Annotated in this window: 29 protein-coding genes; 10 read left to right on the forward strand and 19 right to left on the reverse strand. The window is 36.0% G+C overall.

Annotated features, from left to right (window positions below; genetic code table 11):
• Positions 1–259: 259 nt before the first annotated feature.
• The 4 genes from BW724_RS12465 to BW724_RS12480 form a co-directional block, all read right to left on the reverse strand.
• Positions 260–883 carry an NUDIX hydrolase gene (locus BW724_RS12465; RefSeq protein WP_088075526.1) on the reverse strand — a complete coding sequence of 208 codons (624 nt, stop codon included), beginning with the start codon at positions 881–883 and terminating at the stop codon, positions 260–262.
• A gap of 46 nt (positions 884–929) precedes the next feature.
• Complete coding sequence (locus BW724_RS12470) at positions 930–1493, reverse strand: hypothetical protein (RefSeq protein WP_088075527.1); 564 nt, start codon at positions 1491–1493, stop codon at positions 930–932.
• Positions 1494–1580: 87 nt separating this feature from the next.
• Entirely contained in the window at positions 1581–2138 is a 558-nt protein-coding gene (locus BW724_RS12475; RefSeq protein ID WP_140354965.1) for a hypothetical protein, read from the reverse strand.
• A 70-nt stretch (positions 2139–2208) separates the two neighbouring features.
• Entirely contained in the window at positions 2209–2718 is a 510-nt protein-coding gene (locus BW724_RS12480; protein ID WP_176371406.1) for a hypothetical protein, read from the reverse strand.
• A gap of 303 nt (positions 2719–3021) precedes the next feature.
• Between BW724_RS12480 and BW724_RS12485 the strand changes: the two genes are divergently transcribed.
• The gene (locus BW724_RS12485) at positions 3022–4191 is read left to right on the forward strand and encodes a muramidase family protein (RefSeq protein ID WP_088075530.1); all 1170 of its coding nucleotides are present in this window, start codon (positions 3022–3024) and stop codon (positions 4189–4191) included.
• A gap of 70 nt (positions 4192–4261) precedes the next feature.
• On the opposite strand, the gene BW724_RS12490 is transcribed toward BW724_RS12485, so the two are convergent.
• Genes BW724_RS12490 through BW724_RS12500 form a run of 3 tightly spaced genes read right to left on the reverse strand, consistent with a single transcriptional unit; the run spans position 4262 to position 6000 of the window.
• Positions 4262–5398 (reverse strand): zinc-dependent alcohol dehydrogenase, encoded by a 1137-nt coding sequence (locus BW724_RS12490; protein ID WP_088075531.1) that lies wholly within the window; start codon positions 5396–5398, stop codon positions 4262–4264.
• A 19-nt stretch (positions 5399–5417) separates the two neighbouring features.
• Complete coding sequence (locus tag BW724_RS12495) at positions 5418–5777, reverse strand: spore coat protein (RefSeq protein WP_088075532.1); 360 nt, start codon at positions 5775–5777, stop codon at positions 5418–5420.
• The gene (locus tag BW724_RS12500; protein ID WP_088075533.1) at positions 5770–6000 is read right to left on the reverse strand and encodes a spore coat protein; all 231 of its coding nucleotides are present in this window, start codon (positions 5998–6000) and stop codon (positions 5770–5772) included. Before BW724_RS12500 ends, BW724_RS12495 begins: the two co-directional genes overlap by 8 nt.
• A gap of 223 nt (positions 6001–6223) precedes the next feature.
• Between BW724_RS12500 and BW724_RS12505 the strand changes: the two genes are divergently transcribed.
• Together BW724_RS12505 and BW724_RS12510 are read left to right on the forward strand one after the other, a co-directional pair.
• A complete protein-coding gene (locus BW724_RS12505) occupies positions 6224–6430 on the forward strand; it encodes a hypothetical protein (protein WP_088075534.1) in 207 nt (68 codons plus the stop codon).
• Positions 6427–6723 (forward strand): spore coat protein, encoded by a 297-nt coding sequence (locus BW724_RS12510; protein ID WP_088075535.1) that lies wholly within the window; start codon positions 6427–6429, stop codon positions 6721–6723. Before BW724_RS12505 ends, BW724_RS12510 begins: the two co-directional genes overlap by 4 nt.
• Before the next feature lie 118 nt (positions 6724–6841).
• On the opposite strand, the gene BW724_RS12515 is transcribed toward BW724_RS12510, so the two are convergent.
• Both BW724_RS12515 and BW724_RS12520 read right to left on the reverse strand, forming a co-directional pair.
• Complete coding sequence (locus BW724_RS12515; RefSeq protein WP_088075536.1) at positions 6842–7561, reverse strand: polysaccharide deacetylase family protein; 720 nt, start codon at positions 7559–7561, stop codon at positions 6842–6844.
• Positions 7562–7718: 157 nt separating this feature from the next.
• Positions 7719–10499 carry a YhgE/Pip domain-containing protein gene (locus tag BW724_RS12520; protein ID WP_088075537.1) on the reverse strand — a complete coding sequence of 927 codons (2781 nt, stop codon included), beginning with the start codon at positions 10497–10499 and terminating at the stop codon, positions 7719–7721.
• Between the two features lie 625 nt (positions 10500–11124).
• Here BW724_RS12520 and BW724_RS12525 point away from each other — a divergent pair.
• Positions 11125–11697 (forward strand): hypothetical protein, encoded by a 573-nt coding sequence (locus tag BW724_RS12525; RefSeq protein ID WP_088075538.1) that lies wholly within the window; start codon positions 11125–11127, stop codon positions 11695–11697.
• A gap of 14 nt (positions 11698–11711) precedes the next feature.
• Positions 11712–12641: an OmpA family protein gene (locus tag BW724_RS12530; RefSeq protein ID WP_088075539.1), complete on the forward strand. Its 930-nt coding sequence runs from the start codon at positions 11712–11714 to the stop codon at positions 12639–12641.
• Positions 12642–12721: 80 nt separating this feature from the next.
• Here BW724_RS12530 and BW724_RS12535 read toward each other — a convergent pair whose 3' ends face one another.
• Positions 12722–13354, reverse strand: a complete 633-nt coding sequence (locus tag BW724_RS12535; protein ID WP_088075540.1) for a vitamin K epoxide reductase family protein — start codon at positions 13352–13354, stop codon at positions 12722–12724.
• 264 nt (positions 13355–13618) lie between these two features.
• Here BW724_RS12535 and BW724_RS12540 point away from each other — a divergent pair, with 264 nt between their 5' ends.
• Positions 13619–14584 (forward strand): phosphotransferase enzyme family protein, encoded by a 966-nt coding sequence (locus BW724_RS12540; protein WP_088075541.1) that lies wholly within the window; start codon positions 13619–13621, stop codon positions 14582–14584.
• 94 nt (positions 14585–14678) lie between these two features.
• On the opposite strand, the gene rsgA is transcribed toward BW724_RS12540, so the two are convergent.
• Positions 14679–15758, reverse strand: a complete 1080-nt coding sequence (rsgA, locus tag BW724_RS12545) for a ribosome small subunit-dependent GTPase A (RefSeq protein ID WP_088075542.1) — start codon at positions 15756–15758, stop codon at positions 14679–14681.
• Positions 15759–16305: 547 nt separating this feature from the next.
• Here rsgA and BW724_RS12550 point away from each other — a divergent pair.
• Genes BW724_RS12550 through BW724_RS12560 form a run of 3 tightly spaced genes read left to right on the forward strand, consistent with a single transcriptional unit; the run spans position 16306 to position 17641 of the window.
• A complete protein-coding gene (locus BW724_RS12550) occupies positions 16306–16605 on the forward strand; it encodes a DUF2089 family protein (protein WP_088075543.1) in 300 nt (99 codons plus the stop codon).
• 5 nt (positions 16606–16610) lie between these two features.
• Positions 16611–16910, forward strand: coding sequence for a hypothetical protein (locus BW724_RS12555; RefSeq protein WP_088075544.1), 300 nt, complete (start codon positions 16611–16613; stop codon positions 16908–16910).
• Positions 16911–16954: 44 nt separating this feature from the next.
• Positions 16955–17641, forward strand: coding sequence for a hypothetical protein (locus BW724_RS12560; RefSeq protein ID WP_088075545.1), 687 nt, complete (start codon positions 16955–16957; stop codon positions 17639–17641).
• An 80-nt stretch (positions 17642–17721) separates the two neighbouring features.
• Here BW724_RS12560 and BW724_RS12565 read toward each other — a convergent pair whose 3' ends face one another.
• The 7 genes from BW724_RS12565 to BW724_RS24095 all read right to left on the reverse strand — a co-directional run bounded on the left by BW724_RS12565 (position 17722) and on the right by BW724_RS24095 (position 20864).
• Positions 17722–18093 carry an iron chaperone gene (locus BW724_RS12565; protein WP_088075546.1) on the reverse strand — a complete coding sequence of 124 codons (372 nt, stop codon included), beginning with the start codon at positions 18091–18093 and terminating at the stop codon, positions 17722–17724.
• 97 nt (positions 18094–18190) lie between these two features.
• On the reverse strand, positions 18191–18649 hold the full coding sequence (locus tag BW724_RS12570) for a hypothetical protein (protein WP_088075547.1): 459 nt from the start codon (positions 18647–18649) through the stop codon (positions 18191–18193).
• Between the two features lie 46 nt (positions 18650–18695).
• Positions 18696–19511, reverse strand: coding sequence for a GNAT family N-acetyltransferase (locus BW724_RS12575; RefSeq protein ID WP_088077900.1), 816 nt, complete (start codon positions 19509–19511; stop codon positions 18696–18698).
• 45 nt (positions 19512–19556) lie between these two features.
• Positions 19557–19682, reverse strand: coding sequence for a hypothetical protein (locus BW724_RS24285; protein WP_268876151.1), 126 nt, complete (start codon positions 19680–19682; stop codon positions 19557–19559).
• Positions 19683–19733: 51 nt separating this feature from the next.
• Positions 19734–20282: an SMI1/KNR4 family protein gene (locus BW724_RS12580; protein WP_088075548.1), complete on the reverse strand. Its 549-nt coding sequence runs from the start codon at positions 20280–20282 to the stop codon at positions 19734–19736.
• 42 nt (positions 20283–20324) lie between these two features.
• The gene (locus tag BW724_RS24090; protein WP_235848967.1) at positions 20325–20654 is read right to left on the reverse strand and encodes a hypothetical protein; all 330 of its coding nucleotides are present in this window, start codon (positions 20652–20654) and stop codon (positions 20325–20327) included.
• A gap of 30 nt (positions 20655–20684) precedes the next feature.
• Positions 20685–20864, reverse strand: a complete 180-nt coding sequence (locus BW724_RS24095) for a hypothetical protein (protein ID WP_235848968.1) — start codon at positions 20862–20864, stop codon at positions 20685–20687.
• A 168-nt stretch (positions 20865–21032) separates the two neighbouring features.
• Here BW724_RS24095 and BW724_RS12590 point away from each other — a divergent pair, with 168 nt between their 5' ends.
• Positions 21033–21647, forward strand: a complete 615-nt coding sequence (locus BW724_RS12590; RefSeq protein WP_235848969.1) for a hypothetical protein — start codon at positions 21033–21035, stop codon at positions 21645–21647.
• A 61-nt stretch (positions 21648–21708) separates the two neighbouring features.
• Here the strand turns inward: BW724_RS12590 and BW724_RS12595 are convergent, their stop codons facing one another.
• Positions 21709–23664 (reverse strand): right-handed parallel beta-helix repeat-containing protein, encoded by a 1956-nt coding sequence (locus BW724_RS12595; protein ID WP_088075549.1) that lies wholly within the window; start codon positions 23662–23664, stop codon positions 21709–21711.
• Positions 23665–23674: the final 10 nt, after the last annotated feature.

Here is a 23674-nt window from a genome sequence, read left to right on the forward strand (position 1 = left end):
GGTTTGAATAATGGTTAAAGGCATCATTTATTTTTCCAAAGGAAGCTAAATAAATACAAAAACGATATGAAAACATCATGAGATACAATTGGAAAACTGAAGTTACGTAATGAGAGCAATAAAAAAGCCTGTAAACAGGATTTTTAAGTAATCCTAGTTTACAGACTGTTTTTAAAGGCTTTTTCCTCAAATCGGTTAGTCGCATCAAAAATCATATTCACTACCACCCAAATAATAGCCTGTATCAAGTAATGTTTTATCAAACCTGTTCCTGTATCTTTTGAATAACCTCTTTGTAAAAAAGAACTTGATGTGGGACAAACTTATCTCTAGCAACATATTCTTTAATAATTTGCTTGTTTCCATTTTCATTTATTTTAAATCCATTGATTTCAATTTTGTCTTTATCACCAAACCAAAGTTGAGCAAAATCAATCAATTTAGCTTTTACTATCCCTGAGACCTCTTCCACTTGCAAGGTAAAATCATCAAAATTATATTTGCTCTTATATAAAAAAACGTTTGCTAATTCTTTGTCAATAAAATCTTCTTGCTCAACACAGTATTCAATTACCCCTAAACTTATTAACTCCTTAAATGCTACATCTATTCCGATCTCTTCTTTAATTTCCCTTACTCCATCTTCGACTGTTTCATCAACTAATAAATGTCCAGCAGCAGTGATATCCAATAGATTAGGGTAGTCTTTTTTATTTTTACTACGTAGTTGTAAATAGATATAATCTATTCCGTCCTCATTACTGATGAACCAACAATGAAACACCTCATGCCAGTATCCAATCCTATGTACATCACTCCGAGAAGCGACACCCAATACGTTTCTATTATCATCAAAAAACTTTAATTGTTCTTGCTCGCCCATAAGTGCCTCCTCAATTCAAAATCCGTACCACTAATTACCTTTATAATTACTGTAATTTAATTTCGTCGATCTTCCACTCGTCCTCTTTAACCATAACGAATCCATACCAGTGCCTAATTCCACGATCGGCACTATAAGTAAGTATTAATTGGTCATCGGCAATTGTAAATTCCCTTAGTTCTTCAATCGCATTTGGTCTCCAATCGATTAGATTATCATTAAAAACAATGACATTATGTTCCTCTTCAAATTGAGCCATTCCCACATTACTGGAAAAATACTTCATCGCCTCTTCAAAGTCTTCTGCTTGTTTATAAGATTCAACCGTCTCTATTGCATCAGAAAAAACGCGATAATCGATCATTAGAGGAGTATCATTAAGATCAGCAATTACATCTGCCTGCTCTTTATTTTCCTTCTGCAACTCATTAACGAGAGCGCTTGACTCTGTTAATGCATCTTCTAATCTTCCATTCTCGTTTATTAAGTAATCCATCTGTTGCTGTAGTTCCTCCAACTGAATGGACTCTTGACTGGGCTCGCGAAAAATAAAGAAGGTAACAATAACTAAGAGTACTATTACCCCAAATCCTATATAATTGTTTTTCAAATTAGAACCTCCAATATAATGATGCGATTGCTTGATTTTATACTATGATATCGTATTCCCTATTATTTCTACAATTGTACAAGGGCTTTAGTCAAGGGGAAACATTACTAAATGACTATCAAAATATTCATTTTTTGCTTCTTGCATCATGATAATCCCTGTTGGTGTGGTTGGAACTGGCGACAACGATCCTGGTACAGGTACACAATTTTTCAAATCAAAGTACATTCTATTTTTATCAGCATCTTCTTCATAGGATAAGCTTGAGCAAATACTAGTATATGATTGTATTTTATTTCCTTGTAGCTCCAACTGAATAGTTTTATGCTTTATTTTATCTCCATCAAAAAACACGTGTCTAATGGACTCGCCATTGTATATATCTATAGCAGCTTTTTCTCCACCATTTACATCTTCATAAAACTGAAATACCCTATCTCTACTTTCATCTATTCTGTCACTTCGAGTAAGTATGATATATCCTCGTTCCTGAAAATCAGTTATATCATAGTCAAACTTATCATCAGAATACATTTCATATGCGATTTGTTGATTCTCCTTGTAGTCCTGGTACAACATAATCCCTACATAAGAAAGAACCTGAATCACCAATATAGAAGATAATAGTATGGTTAATTTATGCAAGTTCATCATCTCCCCTTATAAGTAAAAGTAAGATTCTACTTTTACAAAGACGTACTTTTACTCATATTTATTAACTGTTCGCATATCCCCCAACTGGCTCAGGGAGCTCCTGATATTCTTCTTTATGAAAAAGCATTTCGTGTATATAGTCCTCTAAATCTGATAGATTTTTTAAATCATCAGAGGAATTCTTACAAACACTACCGTATCCAATGGATTGACTTTCTCCGTTCATTTCTATATACCAAACGGATATAGTCCCTGGTATAGACCCACAATTCTGTTCTTCTGGTATATCTAAGTCTCCCATGATGTCAATATCCATCATTTTTGTATAGATCTCTTCCATTTCTTCTTCTGTAAAACTTATATCTGCTTCTATTCTACCGGCGCTAACAAGATCCTTTACTATGGTTCCATCAAAAGTATCAATTTTCCTTTTGCCATCTACCCCATAACTCAAGCTAAAATTAAAGTCTTCTGGCATTCCAACATCATTACTTACTAGACTGGAACACCCCACAATTAGGAGAGCTATGCTCAAAGAAAAAAAGGTAATCATTGGAATTCTACAATGCAAAAAATCACCCCAATTCAATTTTAACATAAATATCCAAACCTTTGTTTTTCATATTCAAATATACTATTTCAATCATAATTGACCCTAAATAAAGAACCATTTTTATGTTTTTACAATTCAAAATCTCTTCACACACTCATCCATTATTTTCTTTAAAATCAACCATTCTATGAAACTTCCAATTTTTCACTACTAGGCAATTACAAATAAATGATTACAATTAACCTTAGCGCTTCTTTTTGTGTGACGCGTGTTTGTCCAAAAGACAACTAACAATACAGACATCATGAGAGGAGTTATTATATGTTAAAGAACAAAATTACTATTGCAGTTATCATTATTTCTTTTCTTAGTTTAGGAGTTTTCCAGTCTCCTTTCATTGTTAACGGACAGACCACAGAGGCAACAGCTTCTACGCAGTTTCGACCACTTCCGTTCGAAAATGCAGAATTAGGAAGAAACTCTCATGCTTATTTAGGTAGAATCCAAGCACCTTCTGAACAAGAAAAAGAAGAATTTGTTAATCAAATTACAGAGTTTGGAATTAATGCAAGTAAACAATATGGCATGCCAGCTAGTGCAATTATCGGTATGTCAATTATAGAAAGTGGTTATGGTACAACAAGAACAGCCCACTTTGCTAATAACCTTTTCGGAATTAAAGTATGGGGCTACAATCCACCGAACGCATGGCAATTAAAAGGACAACCTGATGAAGATTTCGACAGGGAAATTCCTGTACTTGCTAATTATGGACCAGATCGCATTGTTTTTGATGAAACACAAAGAAGAGATAATTGGTATCGTCAATTCGATTCGTATCAGCATGCTGTTCATTTCTTGACAGGAACTCTATTAGTGAATCAACGGTATGGTTTTGCAATCCAAAACTATCAAACTAGAATTGCTAACGGATGGGATCTAAAAGATGCTTCAAAGGAATATCTTTATGAGATTGCTAATGCCGGATACAATCATTTAGGCGGAGATTATTATAAAGATGTAGTCGGTAAACTCATGGATCAATGGGATTTATACCGTCATGATATTATTGAAAAAGAAGAAGATACAACTCCCCCCATAACTGGGATTTATCACACTGTAGTTTCAGGTGACACATTGTGGAGATTATCAATTGTGTATGGAACGACTGTCGATACAATTAAGACGATGAACAACCTAACATCTGACATGCTATTTATCGGACAAGTTTTATTTATTCCTGTTAATCAACCTGTCTCAGAACCAATCATTGAAGAGCCTGTTACAAGTGAACCGGTTATCGAACCTCAACCTGAACCTATTGGAGAAGAGCCTGTTGTTGAACCTCAACCTGCACCAATCGTTGAGGAACCTGTGGTTGAAGTAGCTCCAATCCAAGAGACTGTCGTTCAGCAACCAGCAAAAGGGAACGGGAATAACAACGGTGGAGGAAACAATGGTGGTAACGGTGGCGGACCTAAGAAAAGATAATTAACTTATTTTAAGAAGATAGCCCAGTGGCTATCTTCTTTATATTCTCCACAATACACCATTCCTCACGTTAAGGCTGTAAAACGACTTTAATACAATCTTCCATTTTCGTATCGAAAATTTCATATCCATATTTCGCTTTTTCTAATGGAAGTTTATGTGTGATAATATCACTCAAATCTACCTTACCATCTGCAATGAGATCATGTAAGTAAGGCATATAATGGACTACTGGAGCTTGCCCTGTCCTGATATTAACATTCCTTTGAAAAATGTCTCCAAACGGGAAGGCGTTGTATCTAGCAGCATAAACACCTGTGACTTGAATGTTGCCGCCTTTCCTAACTGCTTGACTAGCCATGACCAGTGCCCCCATCGAACCCCCTTGAAGCTTCAGACCAGTTGCTAAAAATTCTAGATCCGTCATCTTTCCATCCATCCCAACACAATCAATGACAACATCCGCACCACCTTTTGTCATGTCATGAAGAAAAGATCCTACATTTTCATAGTCCTCAAAATTAACGATTTCCACTTGATTTGTCCGCTTCGCGTGTTCTAGACGATAACCTATGTAATCGACAGCAATTACTCGATTTGCGCCCTTTAGCCATGCAAACTTTTGCGCTAACAACCCTACAGGTCCACAACCTAAAATGATGACCGTATCCCCTTCTTTCATTCCTGAATTATCCACACTCCAATAAGCAGTTGTTCCAGCATCAGAAATGAGGACTAAATTGTCATCGTCCACTTCACTATTTTCAGGGATTTTATAAGGGGTGAAATTCCCATATGGTACACGCATATACTCCGCTTGTCCCCCAGGATAGCCACCAGTTGTGCCAGAATATCCAAAGTATGCACCCATCTCACCATTATCATTGGCTTCATCACATTGGCTTTCTAATTCGTTTTCGCAGAACCAACATTTCCCACAACTTACATTAAAGGGAACAACAACACGATCCCCCTTCTTTACTTTTGTTACTTCAGGACCTGTCTCTTCCACAATTCCCATTGGTTCATGGCCAATGATATAGTTTTCTTGAATGTTCGGAATCATTCCATGAATGAGGTGTAAATCAGATCCACATATAGCTGTATTAGTTAACTTAACGATAATATCATCTGGCTTTTGTATACTTGGGGCTTCCACATCTTTTACAACAATATTTTTTACTCCTTGATAAGTAACAGCTTTCATTAATTTTCTCTCCTCCTCATTATTGTGGTGGGGTTGGAAATAACCCTTTTCGATTTGTGTTTTCTGGGAAGAGCTTGAGATTAGCTATGTCAATCGCTGTTTGTGCAGCTTTTAAGTCAAGTACTTGCTGCTCACTTATATCATAAGGATGAAACCATTTCTTTTCGATCATTAAGTCAATTACCTCTGCTTGGTAGTCCAATGCTGCCTCCATTTGGTTTCTAATGACCGTACGTACCTCAGGACTCGCTGCCTCCGTTAAAGCAACAGAGTAGTTTCGAACCGCTTCTTTAACAGTAATTAATAAATCGAGGGCTATAGCTGAATCAACTTGCTCTGGCATTCCAATAGAATTAATAGGGTCTAAGTAATCATTCATCATTATTACCTTCTTTGTTGTCAGTTTTTGAATAATGATAGAGTCGTTGAAGCTCCTTTACATCAACGATAGACATTTGTACGTTTTTTTCTAATAAATGACGTAAGTCTTGATCAAAGACAATTCCCTGCATCATCTTTGACTTTAATAGAGCAACAGTTTTTAGATTTAATAGTTCATGCGTATCCATCATTTCATGGTATGCTAAATCTTCCTGTCCCACAGAATACCTCCTCATATTTCGTTTTCAAAATAAGAGCTATTATTAATGAAAATTTTAAAATGCGTTTTAAAATGGAATTGTTAAACTAAAGATATTTTCCCACTAATACGGTTACCTATGCATAATCTATAATTTTAAATAGCATATAGAAAGTCGTATAATAATGCATAGATTACGTAAGCTAAAAAAAGATAATAGAATAAATAAAGTAGGAGTGAGAAAAATGGCCGATAATTTAGCTCTCCATGAACGGCTAGAACTACATGAAATTCTTACATTCAAAAACCTCTGTTTAACAAAAGCTACTACTATGAAGGGATTAGTTGGGTGTGAGCAATTAAAAGATATTCTTTCTGATGATGTAAAAGCGGGGAAACAGCACATAAAACAATTATCAAACTTATTAGAGAAAGGAGATGTATCCCAGTGACTAACATGCTACAAAAAGTGGCTGGAATGGGTGGAATGACTGATCAAGTCATTGCAACTGACTTTCTAATTACGACAAAATCGGCAGTTAGGAACATCACCTTTGCATTAACAGAATGTGTATCTCCTGATGTAAGGAAAGTCTTACGGTCTCAACTTACCTATGCCATTGAAGCCCATGAGAAAATCAGTCAATATATGATAGAAAAAGGCTATTACCATCCAGATAATCTTAAAGAGCAATTAACTGTTGATTTAAAAGCCTCAAAGACCGCCTTAAGTTTAGCTGATTAAAAAGAGATATCCTATCTCTAAACAACGTGCCCCTAGAATAAATACATCATACTCCTAGGGGCACACAAAATACCTTTATAAAGGAAACCTACTGTTACGTATGTTTCTGCTTTTATTGTTAATCCTTCCTCTCTTCATTTAGTAGTTCAGAAACAGTCAAAAATGTATATCCCTGTTCTTTTAATTTCTTTATGATACCATCTACTGAATGGAGCGATTCTTTTCTACTTTCATACATAACATGTAGCAATATTATAGATCCCGGCTCTATATTTTCAACAACATACTCAACAATATATTTGGAGTCAGATGCTATCTCAGGATATGTTTCAGGCTCAATATTCCACATGATTGTATCTCTTTTATTTTTTGATAGATAGTGTGGTAAAAAAAATAATTTTCTTCCGAAAGGTGGTCGAAAAGTAATATCTCCTTCATACCCAATATCTCGTATTAAATCATCTGTTCTTTCAATTTCATCTTTAATAAAGCTTGGAGATTTGAAAACCATTCGCGGATGAGAATATGTATGATTTCCAATTTCGTGCCCCTCTTGCACTATTTTTACTCCGTCCTCAAAACTACTCTCTATCTCTTTACCAGTTAAATAAAAAGTAGCCTTCACATCATTCCTATTCAATATATCTAAAATTGCTTGTGTATTGACACCAGGTCCATCATCAAACGTTAATGCCACTACCTTTTCATTTGTTTCTACACTTGAAACTAAACCACCATAAAGTTGAAAGGTTCTTGCACTAGATAATTCATCTAATAAAAAAACGGTAGCAAACAATAAAAACATTGATACACTAAAACTTATTATAATCTTTTTCATATTTCCCCCTAAAAACATAGTAACTCATTCTATCATACTATACTTATCAGATGGGGGAGACAGGTTTTTCAACCCTAGTTTTTTGTAGATGCTTGCATAAAAAAGAGGCACCAAACACTGTTATGTCGGTGCCCCCATATACACTAGGTCAATCTATTTATACTTCTGCCATCTCCCGCTCCATGTTAGATTCCGAGAACGATGTTCCCCTGTTTTTAACAAAGATAGTTAAGAGTGTTAACAAGGCAAACAATCCGAAGAATCCAAGTAATACTAGAGCGTTTTGCAATACATACCCTAGGTTTGAAAATGAAATAGCTGTATTAAACCCTGCAATAGAATACGTGAAAGGTACAAACGGACTTATACTTTGTAACCCTTCAGGTAATAAAACAATTGGCAGTGGTCCTCCAGTTATACCTAACTGTAAGACAAGCAATGCAAAAGCAATGATTCTACCAAGATTTCCAGCTAATGTGACCAAGAATAAAATAATCATCGCAAATGTTAAACTTGCAATTATTGTGAAAATCACAAATTGTAAACCATTTAATATATCTAATCGTAGAATGAACATCACTATAAATGATACGAGTAGCGCTTGTGCTACTGCTAATATTCCAGTTAACAAAAATTTACTGAAGAACCATGAGAATGCTGATCTTGGTTCATGTTCTGGCTTTGCAAAATTTATGAAGAGTGACATTACCAACATACCGATAAACAAAGCAATAGATATATGATATGGAGCAGTTGAGTTACGATATTGTGAATATGGATTCGCAACTTCCCCGATTGCTTCTACAGGCGTTGCAAACATATCATAGTTTGCCTCTCCCACATTCACTGCACCAGTTTCCTCTGCCCCAGCTGCTAAGCTTGTATGCAGCTCTTCACTTCCCTCTTTCAATTGGTCTGCACCAATGTTTAGTTCCATTACACCTTCCGTCAATGTTCCCCAGCCTGTTTCTACGGCAGCGGTTCCCTCTTGAATTTGTCCTGAACCGTTATTTAACTGAATAACACCTTCCGTAAGGGCTCCCCAGCCTGTTTCTACGCTAGCCGTTCCTTCGCGAATCTCACCTGAGCCAGCATGTAGTTCACTAGCTCCTTCTGTAAGGGCTCCCCAGCCTGTTTCTACACTTGCTGTACCTTCGCGGATTTCACTAGATCCAGCGTGAAGATCACCTGCTCCCTCTGTGAGAGCTACCCAGCCTGTTTCTACACTGGCAGTTCCTTCGCGGATCTCACTTGAGCCAGCATGCAGTTCGCCTGCACCTTCAGTGAGGGCCTGCCAGCCTCCCAGTAACGAGCCTGCACCTTCTTTTAACTGACCAGTTCCATCTTTTAACTCACTAGTACCAGCAATTAGTTCTTTCCAGCCTCTGTTAACAGACGCTGTTCCTCCCGCTAGTTCCTGTGAGCCAGCAACTAATTGAGTAGATCCTTCATGGACTGCAGTTTGACCAACTACTAACATGCCTAATCCATCATCTAAATCATCAATACCTTGTTTTGCGTCGCCGAGTCCTGCTGCAATCAGATCAGCACCATTTTTCATATCAGCTACGCCATTTGATAAATCGTCTAACATATTTAAATCTAGCTCTATACCTATTGCTTCTAATAGTCCACCTAATAGATCAGGTGGCAGAGCAGCCAATTCAAGTAACGGTCCAATACTCCCAGAAAACTCTTCCATGCCAGCTGCCAATTGCTGACTTCCTTCCTCTAATTCACCTAATCCATTTCGGAGTTCACTTGACCCTTCTTTTGCACCCTGTAAGCCCACTAATACTTCTCCAATCCCATCATGCAAATCTTGATTTCCTTCTGCAACATCTTTGCCCCCTGCAGCCATTCTTTCAACGTCATCTTCACTGGCTAGTAAGTTTTGTAAAAGGAAATCTGTGCCTTCATCTACTTCCACCGTACCACCGGCTAATCTCGAGACATCTGGAGCCCCGTTCTTCAATTCAGTATAAATTTGATTGGTACCTTGATTTAATTCCACAGCACCATCGGCCAGTCGCGATATATCTGAGGCGCCATTTCTTAGCTCCATATAAATTTGATTCGTTCCATTATTTAATTCAACAGCACCGTTAGCTAATCTCGATATATCTGGGGAACCATTCCTCAGCTCAGTTAAAATTTGATTTGCCCCATTATTCAAATCGACAGCTCCATTAGCTAATCTCGATATATCTGGAGCCCCATTCCTTAACTCAGTTAATACCTGGGAGGTTCCTTCATTTAACTCCTCTGCTCCAGAAGCCAACTCGGATATACTTGGTGATTGTTCCTGTAGAGACTCCAACATTTCACTTGTACCGTCAAAAACCTGAATAGTACCATCATGAATTTGTTTCGATCCATCTGCAGCTTGCTCAAATCCTACTGCAACCTCACCAATTGTATCAAATACGGTTTGTGCATACTGCTGTGTTATTGTAGCTGAAAGAGTTGATTTAATCTGTTCTAACCCCGTAGACGTTACAGTTGCCCCGATAAAACTTAGACCTTCATTTTGAATATAGTTCAACTCTAGTTTTTGTGGATTTTCTTCAAGTACGGTTGGAACATTTGCAGAAAAATTCTCTGGAATTTCTATTACCAAATAATAGTCTAGGTTTTCTAATCCTTTTAGCGCCTCTTCAGCAGTAACAAACTCCCAGCCTAATCCTGGGGTGCTCTTTAATTCCTCAATCAAGTCTTCCCCAACGTTAAGAGCTTCTTCACCAAACACTGCTCCCTGATCATTATTTACTACAGCAACTGGCAAATTTTCAACATGGTCTTGTGGACCAAATGTTGCAGATAGTTGTATGGATGCATATATGACAGGAATTAATAACGCCCCAATCGCTGAAAAAAGCACGGCTTTCCGCTTCGTAAGTGCTGCTAAATCTGCAAGTAGTAATGAAATCGCTTTCAATTTAGTATTGCACCCCCTTAAGTAAACATTAAAATCCTCATGTTAATAACCAAACCAAATCACCTTATAAAAAATAGTATTATCTTGAAACAAAATCCCCCCTCTCAAAGAATACAACCTTTGTTCTAGTACAGCCATACTAACTAGAATAGTCATCTCTCTGATTACAAAGTTCTTTCACCTCTTTTTTGCTGAATAGATATAAAATAAACAGAAAATTTAGAACTTATTATCCAATGATATGTAATAGGGTTACTTTAAACAACCCCACTAAATATCGTGTATGTTTCAGCTTGTATTTTTCACCCTACATATGTAGGGGTTGTGTTATGTAACACATTTAACTCTATTGGAAAATAGTAAAGAGAGCCAAGAGAGAAAGTAGGGAGTTGTGAGTTGTGTAATAAGGAGTATCTATCATTACCATGTTGACGTGGTTTAATAGAGAAATCAAAAAACTGCAGGCGATTTGCATGCAGATCTTTAAAAATAGTTAATAGTACTAAGGCAAAAGTATCATAATGTTTAATCAATGATTTAGGCAATGTGGTTCTTGATATATTTAGGCATTATGCTAAAATTAGTTAGAAAATTCAAAATTATCCATCGGTGAGGTGTACATAGGGTGAAGGTAATGAAATCTTTATTGTTGATTTCTCTTTTTATAATTTATTTTGTTGCTTGTGATAAGGAGGATCTCGAGTCAATAGCTGAAAATGAAGCTAATGGTAATGATCAGCTTGATAGTCCTGTGGCAGATCAAGAAGTTGATGAACAAGAGGGTGAGGCTGCGATTGAAGATGACGAAGGTGATACGGAAGAAACAATGGCCAAAGTGGATGAACATCAAGAGATTACACCAAACATTTTCTTTTCTGGAAAACTAACCTTAACGGATGAAAAAGTCATAGTTGACGCTCAATCTAATTTACCTGCAGATGTGCATGTTGAGTTACGTGCCTCCGCTTCCCCATATGGAGGAAGGCCAACTACAACTTCTTTAGCTTATGAAAAAATTGAAGTAGATGAAGAAGGAAACATTAGAGGTTCTGCTTCATTTGACGAATCATTCTTCGATTCGAATATAAATGAACTTATCACGCTTGAACTACGTTTTGACCCTGCTAGAATCTCTTCTCTTCATGATCAAGCAAAAGAGATGCGATCTATTTATGGGGGGAAAAAGGTGAGAATTTAGACGGACCATTTGTTGTGGAAACTTATAAAACTTATCATATAGAACCTATTTTCTATGTATCAGCAGCAGGAGTTGTGCCTGTAAACAATGGAGAAGTATATACAATTGAAGTGCCAGACTTTGATGAACCACCTATCGATTACGGTGAAACGAATGTTTGGATAGATGGTGAAATTGTGGATATCGATCATAGGTATGTTTACGTTGAAGGGTCATCAAATTTAATAGAAGGAATGCTACTTCGCGGTAATATCAAGAGTAGTGAAGATGCTATGCATAATCAGAATCCATTTAACTTTACTACAACAATAAAAAAAGATGGAACATATACAATACCAATAGAATATAAATCCCTAACTGATGAAGGCTTTATTATCATTAATTCTATTGCAGGTTTAAATCACCCTCGCGGTAGAGTAATCTTAGATACTTATGGTGAAGAGTTTGAGAATATGCAAGGTGATCTTGTAAGAGAAAGATATGCTGGAAAAACAGAACAGCTAATTGAGTTAATTATCCCCTTGAATCCCGAGTATGAAGATGCTCCAGATCAAGTTGACGTGACTAGAGATGGAGATGAAACGAAGCTCCTATTATCAGATGATATATTATTTGAGTTTGGAAAAAGTGACATTACTGAGGACGGTAATCGTGTTATTCAAGAAATAGCAACTTGGCTTGAAACTCAAGAATACGGTGGCCAAATAAAAATCTATGGTCACACTGATAATATTGGTGGTGATGATATTAATCAACCCTTATCTGAAAATAGAGCTGAGAATGTCTATCAGTCATTACTTTCCCACCTAGAAGAAACAACCTTTTTTGATTTTGAAGTGAAAGGTTTCGGAAAAAATGAACCCATTGCAACGAATGAGGATGAAGAAGGAAGACAGCGTAATAGGAGAGTTGAGATTATTCTAGGGGAATCTAGTGAAAATTAATATTAATAAATAGATGAAGCCAAAAGCCCAATGTAGCATAGCGCAGCTACATTGGGCTTTTGAACAAACTTTTGAAGCTATTATCCACCTGGAGCTGGGATAATTGTTGCAATCCAAAAGCTAAGCACAGGAAGTACAGATACCATAAACATGAGGAATAACCATGTCAGGCCTCTTCTATCCACGACAGACTTAACATCAGGCAAAAATTCTCGAAGTGGTGGTAACTTACTCATACGCAACATAATTAACTCAAGTATGAAGAGCAATGTGGAAGCTGCTGCTGACACCATACAAAATGGACAAATAGCGCCAATTACAAATAATTGTAAATAAACAAAGAATGATGAAGCTATAACACCTGTTGCTGAAATTGGCGTTAAAATTTTTAGCACTAAGGGATTGCGAGAGTATAGCCATAATCCTGAAAATAATAATACTGTAAGGTAATAAAATGCCCCTAATAATGCCAATGGAATTCCTAACACATATGCCCACTCACTGGTCATAACTGCCCAAGGTGTTCCTGTTACATCAAAACCTGCTGGTAATGGTAATACCCAAAAGTGAATACCAGTCAAGAAGACACTTACTGCCCAACCGATTGCAGCAATTACAGTGAATATCACAAACAGTTTAGGTACAACTGATCCATAATTATATGATGGATCATTAGGTGACTCTTGTTTTACTTTTCTTCTGATTTCTTTCATTTATAACCCCTCCAAATTATTTCCTCTTTATATACCCCCTTAGGTATATTTGAATTATAATATACGGTATGGGGTATGTCAAGAGGTTGTTAAAATTAACCTTTATGTTCAGGGAATTGGGATGATTTGTCATATTGTTCTCAATATACATAGATTAGTTTCTGTGGCTCACTCCTCTCAGAAGGTACTGAATTGTTGTGTTAAAATATACTTGAAGCAACGACATTGAACGAGTAAACCATAGTAAAGTTGGAGGAAAAATTAATGCACTTTATAGAAGTAAGACATTCATTGCTTTCAAATAAAACAATTGAATATTTATTGAGGTTCTATGACATTGGTAATATACTAAATTGTTCATTTTTAACTAGGGGGTTAAATGATACTTACTTCATTCTTACTGAGAGGAAGAAGTATATATTTCGAATTTATAGAAAAGGTTGGAGAGAAAAATCCGATATTCTCTTTGAGCTTGATGCAATCAATCATACTTCAGAAAATGGTATATCTGTATCCAAACCATTGATCCGAAAGGATGGGCTATGGCTAACTGAAATACCTACACCAGAGGGAACTCGATACGGAGTTTTATTTCATTATACAGAAGGTGATAGACCTGAAATTAACGAAGAGAATTGCTTTATTATCGGAAAAACATTAGGAAATATTCATCAAGCAACTGACTCTTTCACTTCAAGTTATGAGAGAGATGTTGAATTAAACCTTTCCCATTTATTAGATAGGCCTGTAGATATAATTACGCCTATATTACGGGAATTTAGTAGTAAGAAAGAAGCTACCTTCAATACGATCATATCAAATATAAAAAACTACTTATATGAGAAAAACAGTCTTGATTATGGTTTCTGTCACGGTGATTTCCATAATTTTAATATGCACATAGATAACAAGAAGCTTGAGGTTTTTGATTTCGATTGTTGTGGTTTTGGATATCGTGCATATGATGTATCTGTATTTTTGTGGAACTTAAAGCAGAACTACCCTAGTCTAGAACAATCATGCTGGGACTCTTTCATGAATGGTTACCTGAGTCAAAAGAGCATGAGTAAAAATGATATGAAAGAGATAATAAAATTCGTTACCCTAAGGCGCATTTGGTTTATGGGGATTTTAATAAAAAATGACGATATTTGGGGAACGATTTGGAGAAACGGAAGCAATTTTGAGCATTTCATTTCACAACTAGAGCAGGACGCAGAACATTATTAATTTTTTTATTCATACTTAAAGAGTACAAATAAAACATAGAGGTTGGGGCAGTTCACCCCAACCTCTTATTCTTTAATTGAATATCATCATTTGATTATCCCCATTTTTTCTTTTGCTTGATCCACTTGGCATGTTGCTTCCCTCTTTGTTTTTCTACTATTCTTGCCTTTCCTTCTGCCTTTTTCTCTATATAAGCAAGTTCTCGCTGCAGCTTTTTATAGCTTTCAAACCTGCTTTGATCAAGATCACCCGTTTCTATCGCTAACTGAATGGCACAACCTGGTTCATCATTATGCATACAATCCCTAAATCTACAGTTACGTCCGAACCCTTCAATATCAACAAAACTATGTTGGAAGCCGTATCCTTCGTCACTACCCCAAAGCTGAAGCTCCCGCATCCCTGGAGTATCAACTAATATACCTCCTTCAGGAAGAACAAATAGCTCCCTATGAGTTGTCGTATGTCTCCCTTTTGCATCGTCTTCCCGTATATCCTTTACCTCTTGTACTTCTTCCCCTAGTAAGGCATTAATGATTGTTGACTTCCCAACTCCAGAAGAACCTAGGAGTGCTACTGATTTCCCCTCACCAATATAGAGTTCCACTAACTGATCCAGCCCCTCATTCTTAACTACGCTCACCACATGAACAGGGACACCATAAGCTACCCCTTCAACTTCTAGTATCTTTTCATCTAGATCCTCGCATAAGTCGGCTTTACTTAGAATAATAACTGGATTAGCACCGCTCTCCCAGGACATGGTCATGTATCTTTCAAGCCTACGAACATTAAAATCCTGGTTTAAGGCCATGACGAGGAAAACCGTGTCAATATTTGCTGCTACTATTTGTTCATTCGTTACTGTTCCTGCTTCTTTCCTAGAAAAACAGCTTTTTCTAGGTAATAGCTTGTGAATGGTTGCTTTACCCTCATTAGTTCGTGGCGCTAAGAGAACCCAGTCCCCTACAGCAGGATAGTCCCTCCGCTCCACTGCATCAAAACGATACTTTCCTGATACCTCTGAAAGCATTGCCCCTTCTTCTGTCCAAACCTGATACAAACCTTTATGCTCTCGCGTGACTCTGCCAGCCACTAATTCTTTTTCCTGTGAAAAATAAGCTGATGCCTTTACTTCCCACTCTTCATCCCAACCATATTTGATTAATGACAATTCTAATTCCTCCTAAAAAGATAGTTTGCTTCAACCGCTCCCTTGCGCAAGTAACGGTTTTCTCCAACACAAAAAACCATGAGCTACTGTTTGCACAGCCCATGGTTTATCTTATTAGAAGTCAAGGATTGTCATTGTAGTACTCTAAAGAAACGTAAATACATCTATATAAGACGTTATTTTACGAACAAAATACATCCTCCACGGGCTGTGCATATGCAATTAGCTGACCATATGAGAAAACACTTTTTACGTTACGCATATACAACCCTCCTTGGAAAAATATTATTACCTATCCATTATATTCCTTTATCCTATTAAAAACAAGTACAATTCATTTTATTCCGCATTTACTGTCTAACCTTCATTAACTATGAGACCTTACAACCCAGTCTCTGGAAATCTCGGTAAATAAGGCTAATAGGTTTTTTACCCGTTTCCATTGTTTCCTAATTTAATTCTTGACTTTAATAAAGTTAAAGTATATCTTTAATATAATTTAAATAATTATTTAATTGTAATTCACTTTTATGAAAGGGTGTATTGTATGACACGTGACGCAATCCCAGATTGGTTAGCATCTTTAGATGATGAGGATCTCAGTTTTATTAAAAAATTTATATTATCATCAGGGTCACTCAAAGAAGTTGCAAGTATTTATGGAGTGACTTATCCTACTGTTCGATTAAGGTTAGACCGTTTAATTCAGAAAATACAAATAGCAGAAGACACATCTAACGACCCCTATGTTTCACTGATTAAAAGATTAGCAGTAAATGAAAAACTAGACTTTCATACAGCAAAGATTCTAATATCTGAATATAAAAAAACAAAACCTGGAGAGTGATTTTAATGGAAGAGTTGATTTTATTAACGATTGTATTAGTTGTAATAGTTGGTACGGTACTTCTTCAAATATTTTTATCTAAAAAGGAGAATAAATCGTTTGGTTTAATCCTACCAATGATAAGCGTGTTTTTTTCTATAATTGTTGTACTGAATTTATTAAGTCCAACATTTGCTGAAGTTCTGGTAACTTTTTTGTTGGCCAACATCCCAACAGCCGTACTTATGGCAATATATTATGCTTTCAGGAGTAAATGGAAGAAAAATAAGCAAATTGAAAAAATGAATATCCAAGACTTAGATTAATGGTTATTTATGATGTATCATTAAGAATAAAGGGGGGATTTTGTATGAAATTGAAACCACTTTTTAATCAAATAAAACTATTAATTTTTGATAGACTTCATTTTTTAAAGGAAACTGAATTGAACTTATCAGATGGAGTAATGAGAGAGTTTGATGAAATATATGAGCAGTACGTTTTGAATGGTAACGGAAGTGTATTGCCTTTTAACAGCAAGCAGTCAAAATATCTGTTTCTAAACTACATCATAGAAAATAAGAATGTACTTGTTCATGGTTCAAACAACTCAGAAATTGATCGCTTTGAACCTCGTGAGCAATTATTGGCGAATAATAAACCAGTAAAAGCTGTATTCGCTGCGTCTGATAGTATTTGGTCAATGTTCTTTGCTGTCATAAACAAAACCGAACTAGCTTCTATAAGGAATATTTGCTTATCTATTCCAACTAAAAAAGGTATTAAACGCTACTATTACTTTTCAGTAGATAAAGACTTCAAGGGGAAATTATGGAGAGACGGCATGATATATATACTGCCTAACAAGTCCTTTAAACCAGGGGGTGTCAAGGATGAATGGATTTGTGAAAGCACCGTTAACCCCCTTGCTAAAGTATCAGTAACACCAAAAGACTTTCCCTTTCAAAATAAAGTACATAAACATGACCAAGGGGAAGCTGTTATAAAAACAATTTTTAAAGTAGTTGTATTAAATAAAAGCTCTGTTAATGTTTAAATTGCTAATTTACATTTTAAGCATCATTAACATTTTCAACTAGGGATTTTCTCTTTAGAGTAAAGTTACCACTTGAAGATCTATTCTCTCCAAAAAGTTGTGCAGTTTGCTTTATCCTGTATATTAAATGTGATCATTTTTTCTAGTAATTCGTAATTAACAGGCTTGTTCCACGGAATTCGAAACAATCCTTTTGTAGAACTGTAACCAGCCTCTGTAATGTCATCAGAAAAATGAGCAATCCCTACTTCTTCAGGTGATACACTCATATGATGCTTAGCAGTGGACAAACCAATGATATATGTACCGTGATCGGAAAACATTGGTGTATTCCATTTCAATTGTGGCTCTAAATTCGGAAAAGTATCAATAATCCATGTTAATATTTCTTCTGTTCGGTTGCGATTGTCTGGGTTATCGATACCTTCTAAATACTTTGCAAAAACTTCCATATGCTATTTCCTCCTAAAGTTCTCAAACTAATTTTTTTCCGATACAAATCAATGAATTTTATACCCTTTTGCTAAGACCTCAATGATTTAGTTCTATTTAATTATACTTAATTAAGTCTTTCAAGTCATTTTCAGAAAGATTCTTAATAAAATGATCTAATTCCTTCGATGGAAACCAATCAATTTCAGATCCTTCTCCACCATATTTAATCGTATGAATAATTGTATGAGGAGATAAAAATAAATTGTGATGAACAAACGGCTTTACAAAGATGCTTTCTCCGTCCTTCAAAAAACGGAAGTCAACGTCTTCGTTCAAGCCTATTTCTGCATAAACAATCCAGCCGGACTGAATCACATAAAATTCTGTCACTCTTTTGTGATAATGACTATTTTGCCAAGCACCAGTCTCTGCAGCAACGGTTCGGCAATAATAACTGCCATCAGAGCTCATCAGCCTATAACGTTTTTCTCCATTCTCCATTTTCTCGAAATCAATATTTATACCGGATAAACGAGCATCTTCCAGACTAATTTTTGTCCGACTTGATGACATATATTTCCCCCTACTTTTATTTATGATCTCTTTATTTTATCATCAATCATTGAGGAATCCATATTGCCTTTGTATATGCTAGACCTAACCCTGCCCTTTCCATATTATTCTGACTGACAGAGCCAAATTTTGCTTGTCCCACTATTAAATCGCATTTTTCTAAAAGAGCTTTATTAATCCGTCTCTTAATTAGTGTGCTATGTATTCCCCTATTTCTATATTCAGGTATGGTTGTTGAAGCAGATAAAGTGGCTACTCTATCTTGAATGTAAATTACCCCTACTCCAGCTGGTACATCATTATAGAAGGCTATATAAAATGTCCAATTTTTCTTTTTAAATAATACTGCATTATTTTGAGCTACCCCATCTCTCAAAAATTCTGGCATTTGGAATCCTTTAGTGTAAATATCTGCAAAAATATCGAATTCGTGACTTTCTAATTTGCGAATAGTAATATCACCATGTGATTCATTACTTGTTTCATTATAAGTTGATATATAAGCATAAAGAGTTGAATGAAAATCATGATGATAAAATCCAGCCTCCATTAGACTGGCTAATAATTTTGGAGAAGTATGTGCTGGCGATATTTCAAAGCGTACGGGAATATCTTTTGACTTGTAAAATTCTATAATCCTTTCTATCTGCGCTTCATCGCCTTCTTGTAAGCCCTTTACTGTATTAAATGAGGGACCAGGGATATTCTTTATTGAAAATGCTGTAGCATTTCCAAACTTCTTAATATCAACACCCATTGGGTTTTCGTCCATACTCTGTATTAGTGTTAGTCTTGACATTAAAGTATTAATTTCTGATTCTTCTAATTTAAAAGCTAATTCTTTATTCACAACTAAGCTGATAGTCACGCACCCCCTAAAGATCTTATTTTTAAACTTCACTTACCCCTAATCTTTTTCATTTAACCTTTTTAGTAAATCTATTATTTCATCATTTTGTTTTGTAGTTTTCCTAAGTTTTGCTTCAATAGAAAAAAGAGTTACAAACAATGCAATAAATGCAAAAATCGCCATGGATAGACCTCCACTACTATTATATTAACTAATGCTTATCTACCTTAAACCTTACCTTAATTTTCGGTGAAATACTTTTGAACGCCATTCCCAATATAAATTTCCCTGAACGGTTATCATTCTGTCCAGCCATGTTTTAAAGTCACACTCACAATCAACAATGTCTGTGTCAATAATAAAAACAGATTCTCTATCCTTTGATGAAAAATGAGAATACACTAATACTACTTGTCCAATATCTGTTACATATCCAATAGGTATCCACTTTTCCTTCTGCAAAAAATCAATATGAGACAGAGACTTATTAAGCAAATTATATTGATTCGTTAGTTCTTCTATTGGATATAACTCAAACGCTGAACCAAATTCATATGTGAAGAATTTACCACCATTATGTAAAGATAAAAAATCAATATAGTCTGTAGGGAAGGACCAGCCAGTCTTAGACATCAATTTTTCCAACTCATTTGGATTAACTGGACTATTTAGTCTAATTCCCTTTTTAGGATAGAGGCCACTCCAATCATGAACAGCTATTAGATTATCATTGTCAAGTTGTCGTTTTAAGCTTCTCAATATGTTTTTTATAGTAAAATCCATGCTTTATGTAACCTCCATTTGATTTGGCTTCTAGTTCTTCTCCTATTTCTCAGAATTATTAAATCTGAAAACAAGCTTGTATCCATCAAAGGTATCCTCTTCTTTTTCTACATAAACCCCATTCGTATAGTTAGCAACCGTTTTCCTCCAGAACTTTTTTCCTACAATATTTTTTTCAGAAGGGTTAGTAAATAACTCCCAATTTCCTTTATGATGTTGAAATACCATTTTAGCCGCTTTTTCTGCAACCCCCTTCCCCCTAAGTGATTGAAGTAAAAAGAATTCGTTAATAAAAAAATCAATCCCTTTATTACAATGAGGTGGTGTGGCAATAAGAATAAAGCCTACCGGAATATCATTGACTGAGATCAAGTATGGGAATAATGTATTCGGTTTTTCCCATCAAACTTGTTGTACATCATATTGATCACTCAGAGTTTTGAACTCATTTCCCTCTTCATAAATACCGTGTATATTAGGTAAAAGGTCATAATGATTAGCAAGATCGTATAAACACAACGGGTATAGGTTCTTGATAATATAAGCTTTGTTTTTGTCCGTTAACTTTACTTCAATTTTCATTGTAAGTCTCCTTTTTGATTTTTGATAAACGAACGCCTCTATATAACAGATTCCTTTTTTACCCATAAAAATCCTTTTTGGTGCATGAAGAATTCGTGAATTACTGCAAACTACCTCAATATATCGCAAATAATGTCAGAAGGTGCGCTTGTCCGGGAAATATTAATGTTGAGTAGCATTTTAGGGAAATGTAATGTAGGAGGTTTTTGTATTATCGCGTATTTTGGTGCAATGAAAAAAATTGATGAATTTCATAAAGAATTAGCTGTTCAAAACAAAAGTATAAATGAGAATATTGCTTCAATCGGGTTTTGGCTAACTTCTGACATAGTTGCTGCAAAGCCATATGCTGTCGGAACAGAAATGATTGCTGTAAATTCAGAAACGGACTTTTGGGAAGATGGAGAACCTAAGGTTATTCATATTGAGAAGCCTGTGATTGGGTACATCTATAAAGTTTATATGCATGAACCTCATTTGAAAATTTATGGTTCAGGACATGATACCGCGTTTGAAGCGTTTATGAAGGAACGGGACAATTACTGTGATTATTTTAGCAAGAAAATAAAGAAGCCTACATGGAAGGATAAAGGGATATTATTAAATAAAGAGGAAGCCAATACAAATTTCCGTAAAAGTTTAAAAAAGAAAGGATATGAAGGCTTCCTACTACAAAACTGCACATGGAATAATAGTGTGACAGATCTCTATTGTCTCTTTACAGGTGATGCCCTCCAAATAGCCGATATCATTTCTGTGAGTCAATTAGATAGGGAGAAGTGAGAATCAATCCATTTGAATAGGCTGCCGAAAAACGACAGCCCACCCTTGTTTCATTACATTTTTAACCCCAGATTTTCACTTTGTTTTTCCCAGGTTTTAAATCAGAGATTGGTCCTAGGATGCTTGCCGCACCTTTTTGTTTTCCTAAATAATCTGTATCTATGACTACATCTGTTCCATCAGAATTCTCAAACTCTGCATCTACAATTCTTACCCGTTCTAGCGTTTCGGTAGAATGGACTTTACCCAAAACTACTCCTATTGTTTCAGGCATCTCACATGTGAGGTAGACGTCATCTCCTTCCTCCACGATTGTAACATTCGGGTTAAAATGGTCGTCTACCAAACTTTCTTCCTCTCTCTCGAAGGAAACTGCGCCGTTTAAATAGGCATTCTGATTAATGTAAACAGGCTGGTCATTATCTAAATATATCTCCACATCTCCAGGTTTTTTATGGACATTTTCCATGTACTCCCCTAGGGAAGTCGCATAGCCATTGTAATGGGCGGTACCAACGCCATGCAGCGATTCATTTTTACCAGGAACGATACCTTCCATATCTTCACGTCCAATGAAGATATTATTAAACCAACGGTCATCTCCACCATGAACGACAGAAAATCCTTTTATCTTCGTACTATGTGGAACATGATAAGGTGTGGAACGATTGAGGATTTTACGGTGAACCATTTTTCCAAAAATAAGGTTATTAATATAAGCGCCACCTTGTGCATAATTATCTAACGCATAATCAGATGCTAAAATGTTATGATCTACAATAAACGGCCCATGGTTCACCTCAATATACATGTCACGATTATTATTGTAAAACAGGTTTCGGCTAATTTTTGTCCCTTGCGTCTGCCAGTCTAACCAAAGGCCTAAGGAGCAGTCATGAATCCGATTCGTATGTAATTGTACATCGATTGCCGCGTGAAGCTTAATACCTGCAATCTCATGACCATAAAACTCTCGCTTAAGAGCAATATTATAAATGTGGTTATTATATATTTCACTAAAAATACAGCCTAAATGTCCCACAATAGCGTTTTGACCGCAATCGTAAATGGTGTTATTTCGTATGATGTGTGACCCCACTTTTTCCTTACTCCACCCTGCTTCAAGTCCTAGAAAAACAGATTCGATCTGATATTGATAACCAGGCTTATCCTTTCGCTTCGTACTAAAATTATCTCCTGTTGAAATCTCTTTCCCAATACTAATTCCGCTACATTTTGCATCGTGAATAATATTGTCCTCGATAATCCACCCTTTACTCCAATGGGCACCAATTAATCCTGGTTGATCTGCTGTTGGTGGTGTCCACGGTGTCGCAGCATGCGCCATCTCAAAACCTTTTACGGTAAGATAATCCATGCCACTGACTTCTGGGTAAAAACAACATTTGCGTACATTGATCTCCACATTCTCTTCATTTGGGTGATAGTAATGGAAATTAGCATAAATGGTCGTATTATACTCATCAACTTCAGCATACCAAACATACTTAGTTTGTTCTGGTTGATGAACTGGTACAATGTTTCTAGTCCAATTATCTTTTATTTCTGTTCGAATACTTGGCTTTAGTAGCTCCTTATATGTCCCAGCCTCGTAAAAGGACATACCATTTAAATACACATCACCTAAATGTTTTTTAGACTCAGATTTAAAAAGCCAATCTCCAAACACTTCTTCTTGATACGGATTGAAATCCCCAAAGATTTCATTTGGTAAGACAGTCTTCCATACCGTCCCTTCAATTTCAACCCAATTTTGGATTCGTTCTGAACCTTTAATAACTACTTTTTCGCCATCTGCAGCTTTATATGTAATTCTTCGCTTTTCGCTTAAACCAGGGTTTCTCGGCTTCACCCATTCTCGATATTCCCCTTCATGCACGATGATAGTATCACCAGCTATTGCCTCTGCTGCCGCTTTATTAATTGTTAAAAAAGGGGAATGCTTCGATCCTTCTCCAACGTCTGATCCATTTTTTGCAACATGATATTCCGTCATAATTATACCT

This window comes from Litchfieldia alkalitelluris (assembly GCF_002153425.1).
GTDB lineage: Bacteria > Bacillota > Bacilli > Bacillales > Salisediminibacteriaceae > Evansella > Evansella alkalicola.

Bases quoted from the DNA above. Each gene is read 5' to 3' on its own strand.
- BW724_RS24095 (WP_235848968.1), bottom strand. From the start codon at position 20,864: ATGAAAATTGAAGTAAAGTTAACGGACAAAAACAAAGCTTATATTATC.
- BW724_RS12535 (WP_088075540.1), bottom strand. From the start codon at position 13,354: ATGAAAGAAATCAGAAGAAAAGTAAAACAAGAGTCACCTAATGATCCA.
- BW724_RS12485 (WP_088075530.1), top strand. From the start codon at position 3,022: ATGTTAAAGAACAAAATTACTATTGCAGTTATCATTATTTCTTTTCTT.
- BW724_RS12540 (WP_088075541.1), top strand. From the start codon at position 13,619: ATGCACTTTATAGAAGTAAGACATTCATTGCTTTCAAATAAAACAATT.
- BW724_RS12490 (WP_088075531.1), bottom strand. From the start codon at position 5,398: ATGAAAGCTGTTACTTATCAAGGAGTAAAAAATATTGTTGTAAAAGAT.
- BW724_RS12495 (WP_088075532.1), bottom strand. From the start codon at position 5,777: ATGAATGATTACTTAGACCCTATTAATTCTATTGGAATGCCAGAGCAA.
- BW724_RS12570 (WP_088075547.1), bottom strand. From the start codon at position 18,649: ATGTCATCAAGTCGGACAAAAATTAGTCTGGAAGATGCTCGTTTATCC.
- BW724_RS24285 (WP_268876151.1), bottom strand. From the start codon at position 19,682: ATGGCGATTTTTGCATTTATTGCATTGTTTGTAACTCTTTTTTCTATT.
- BW724_RS12560 (WP_088075545.1), top strand. From the start codon at position 16,955: ATGAAATTGAAACCACTTTTTAATCAAATAAAACTATTAATTTTTGAT.
- BW724_RS12550 (WP_088075543.1), top strand. From the start codon at position 16,306: ATGACACGTGACGCAATCCCAGATTGGTTAGCATCTTTAGATGATGAG.
- BW724_RS12465 (WP_088075526.1), bottom strand. From the start codon at position 883: ATGGGCGAGCAAGAACAATTAAAGTTTTTTGATGATAATAGAAACGTA.
- BW724_RS12580 (WP_088075548.1), bottom strand. From the start codon at position 20,282: ATGGATTTTACTATAAAAAACATATTGAGAAGCTTAAAACGACAACTT.
- BW724_RS12555 (WP_088075544.1), top strand. From the start codon at position 16,611: ATGGAAGAGTTGATTTTATTAACGATTGTATTAGTTGTAATAGTTGGT.
- BW724_RS12515 (WP_088075536.1), bottom strand. From the start codon at position 7,561: ATGAAAAAGATTATAATAAGTTTTAGTGTATCAATGTTTTTATTGTTT.
- BW724_RS12595 (WP_088075549.1), bottom strand. From the start codon at position 23,664: ATGACGGAATATCATGTTGCAAAAAATGGATCAGACGTTGGAGAAGGA.
- BW724_RS12565 (WP_088075546.1), bottom strand. From the start codon at position 18,093: ATGGAAGTTTTTGCAAAGTATTTAGAAGGTATCGATAACCCAGACAAT.
- BW724_RS12505 (WP_088075534.1), top strand. From the start codon at position 6,224: ATGGCCGATAATTTAGCTCTCCATGAACGGCTAGAACTACATGAAATT.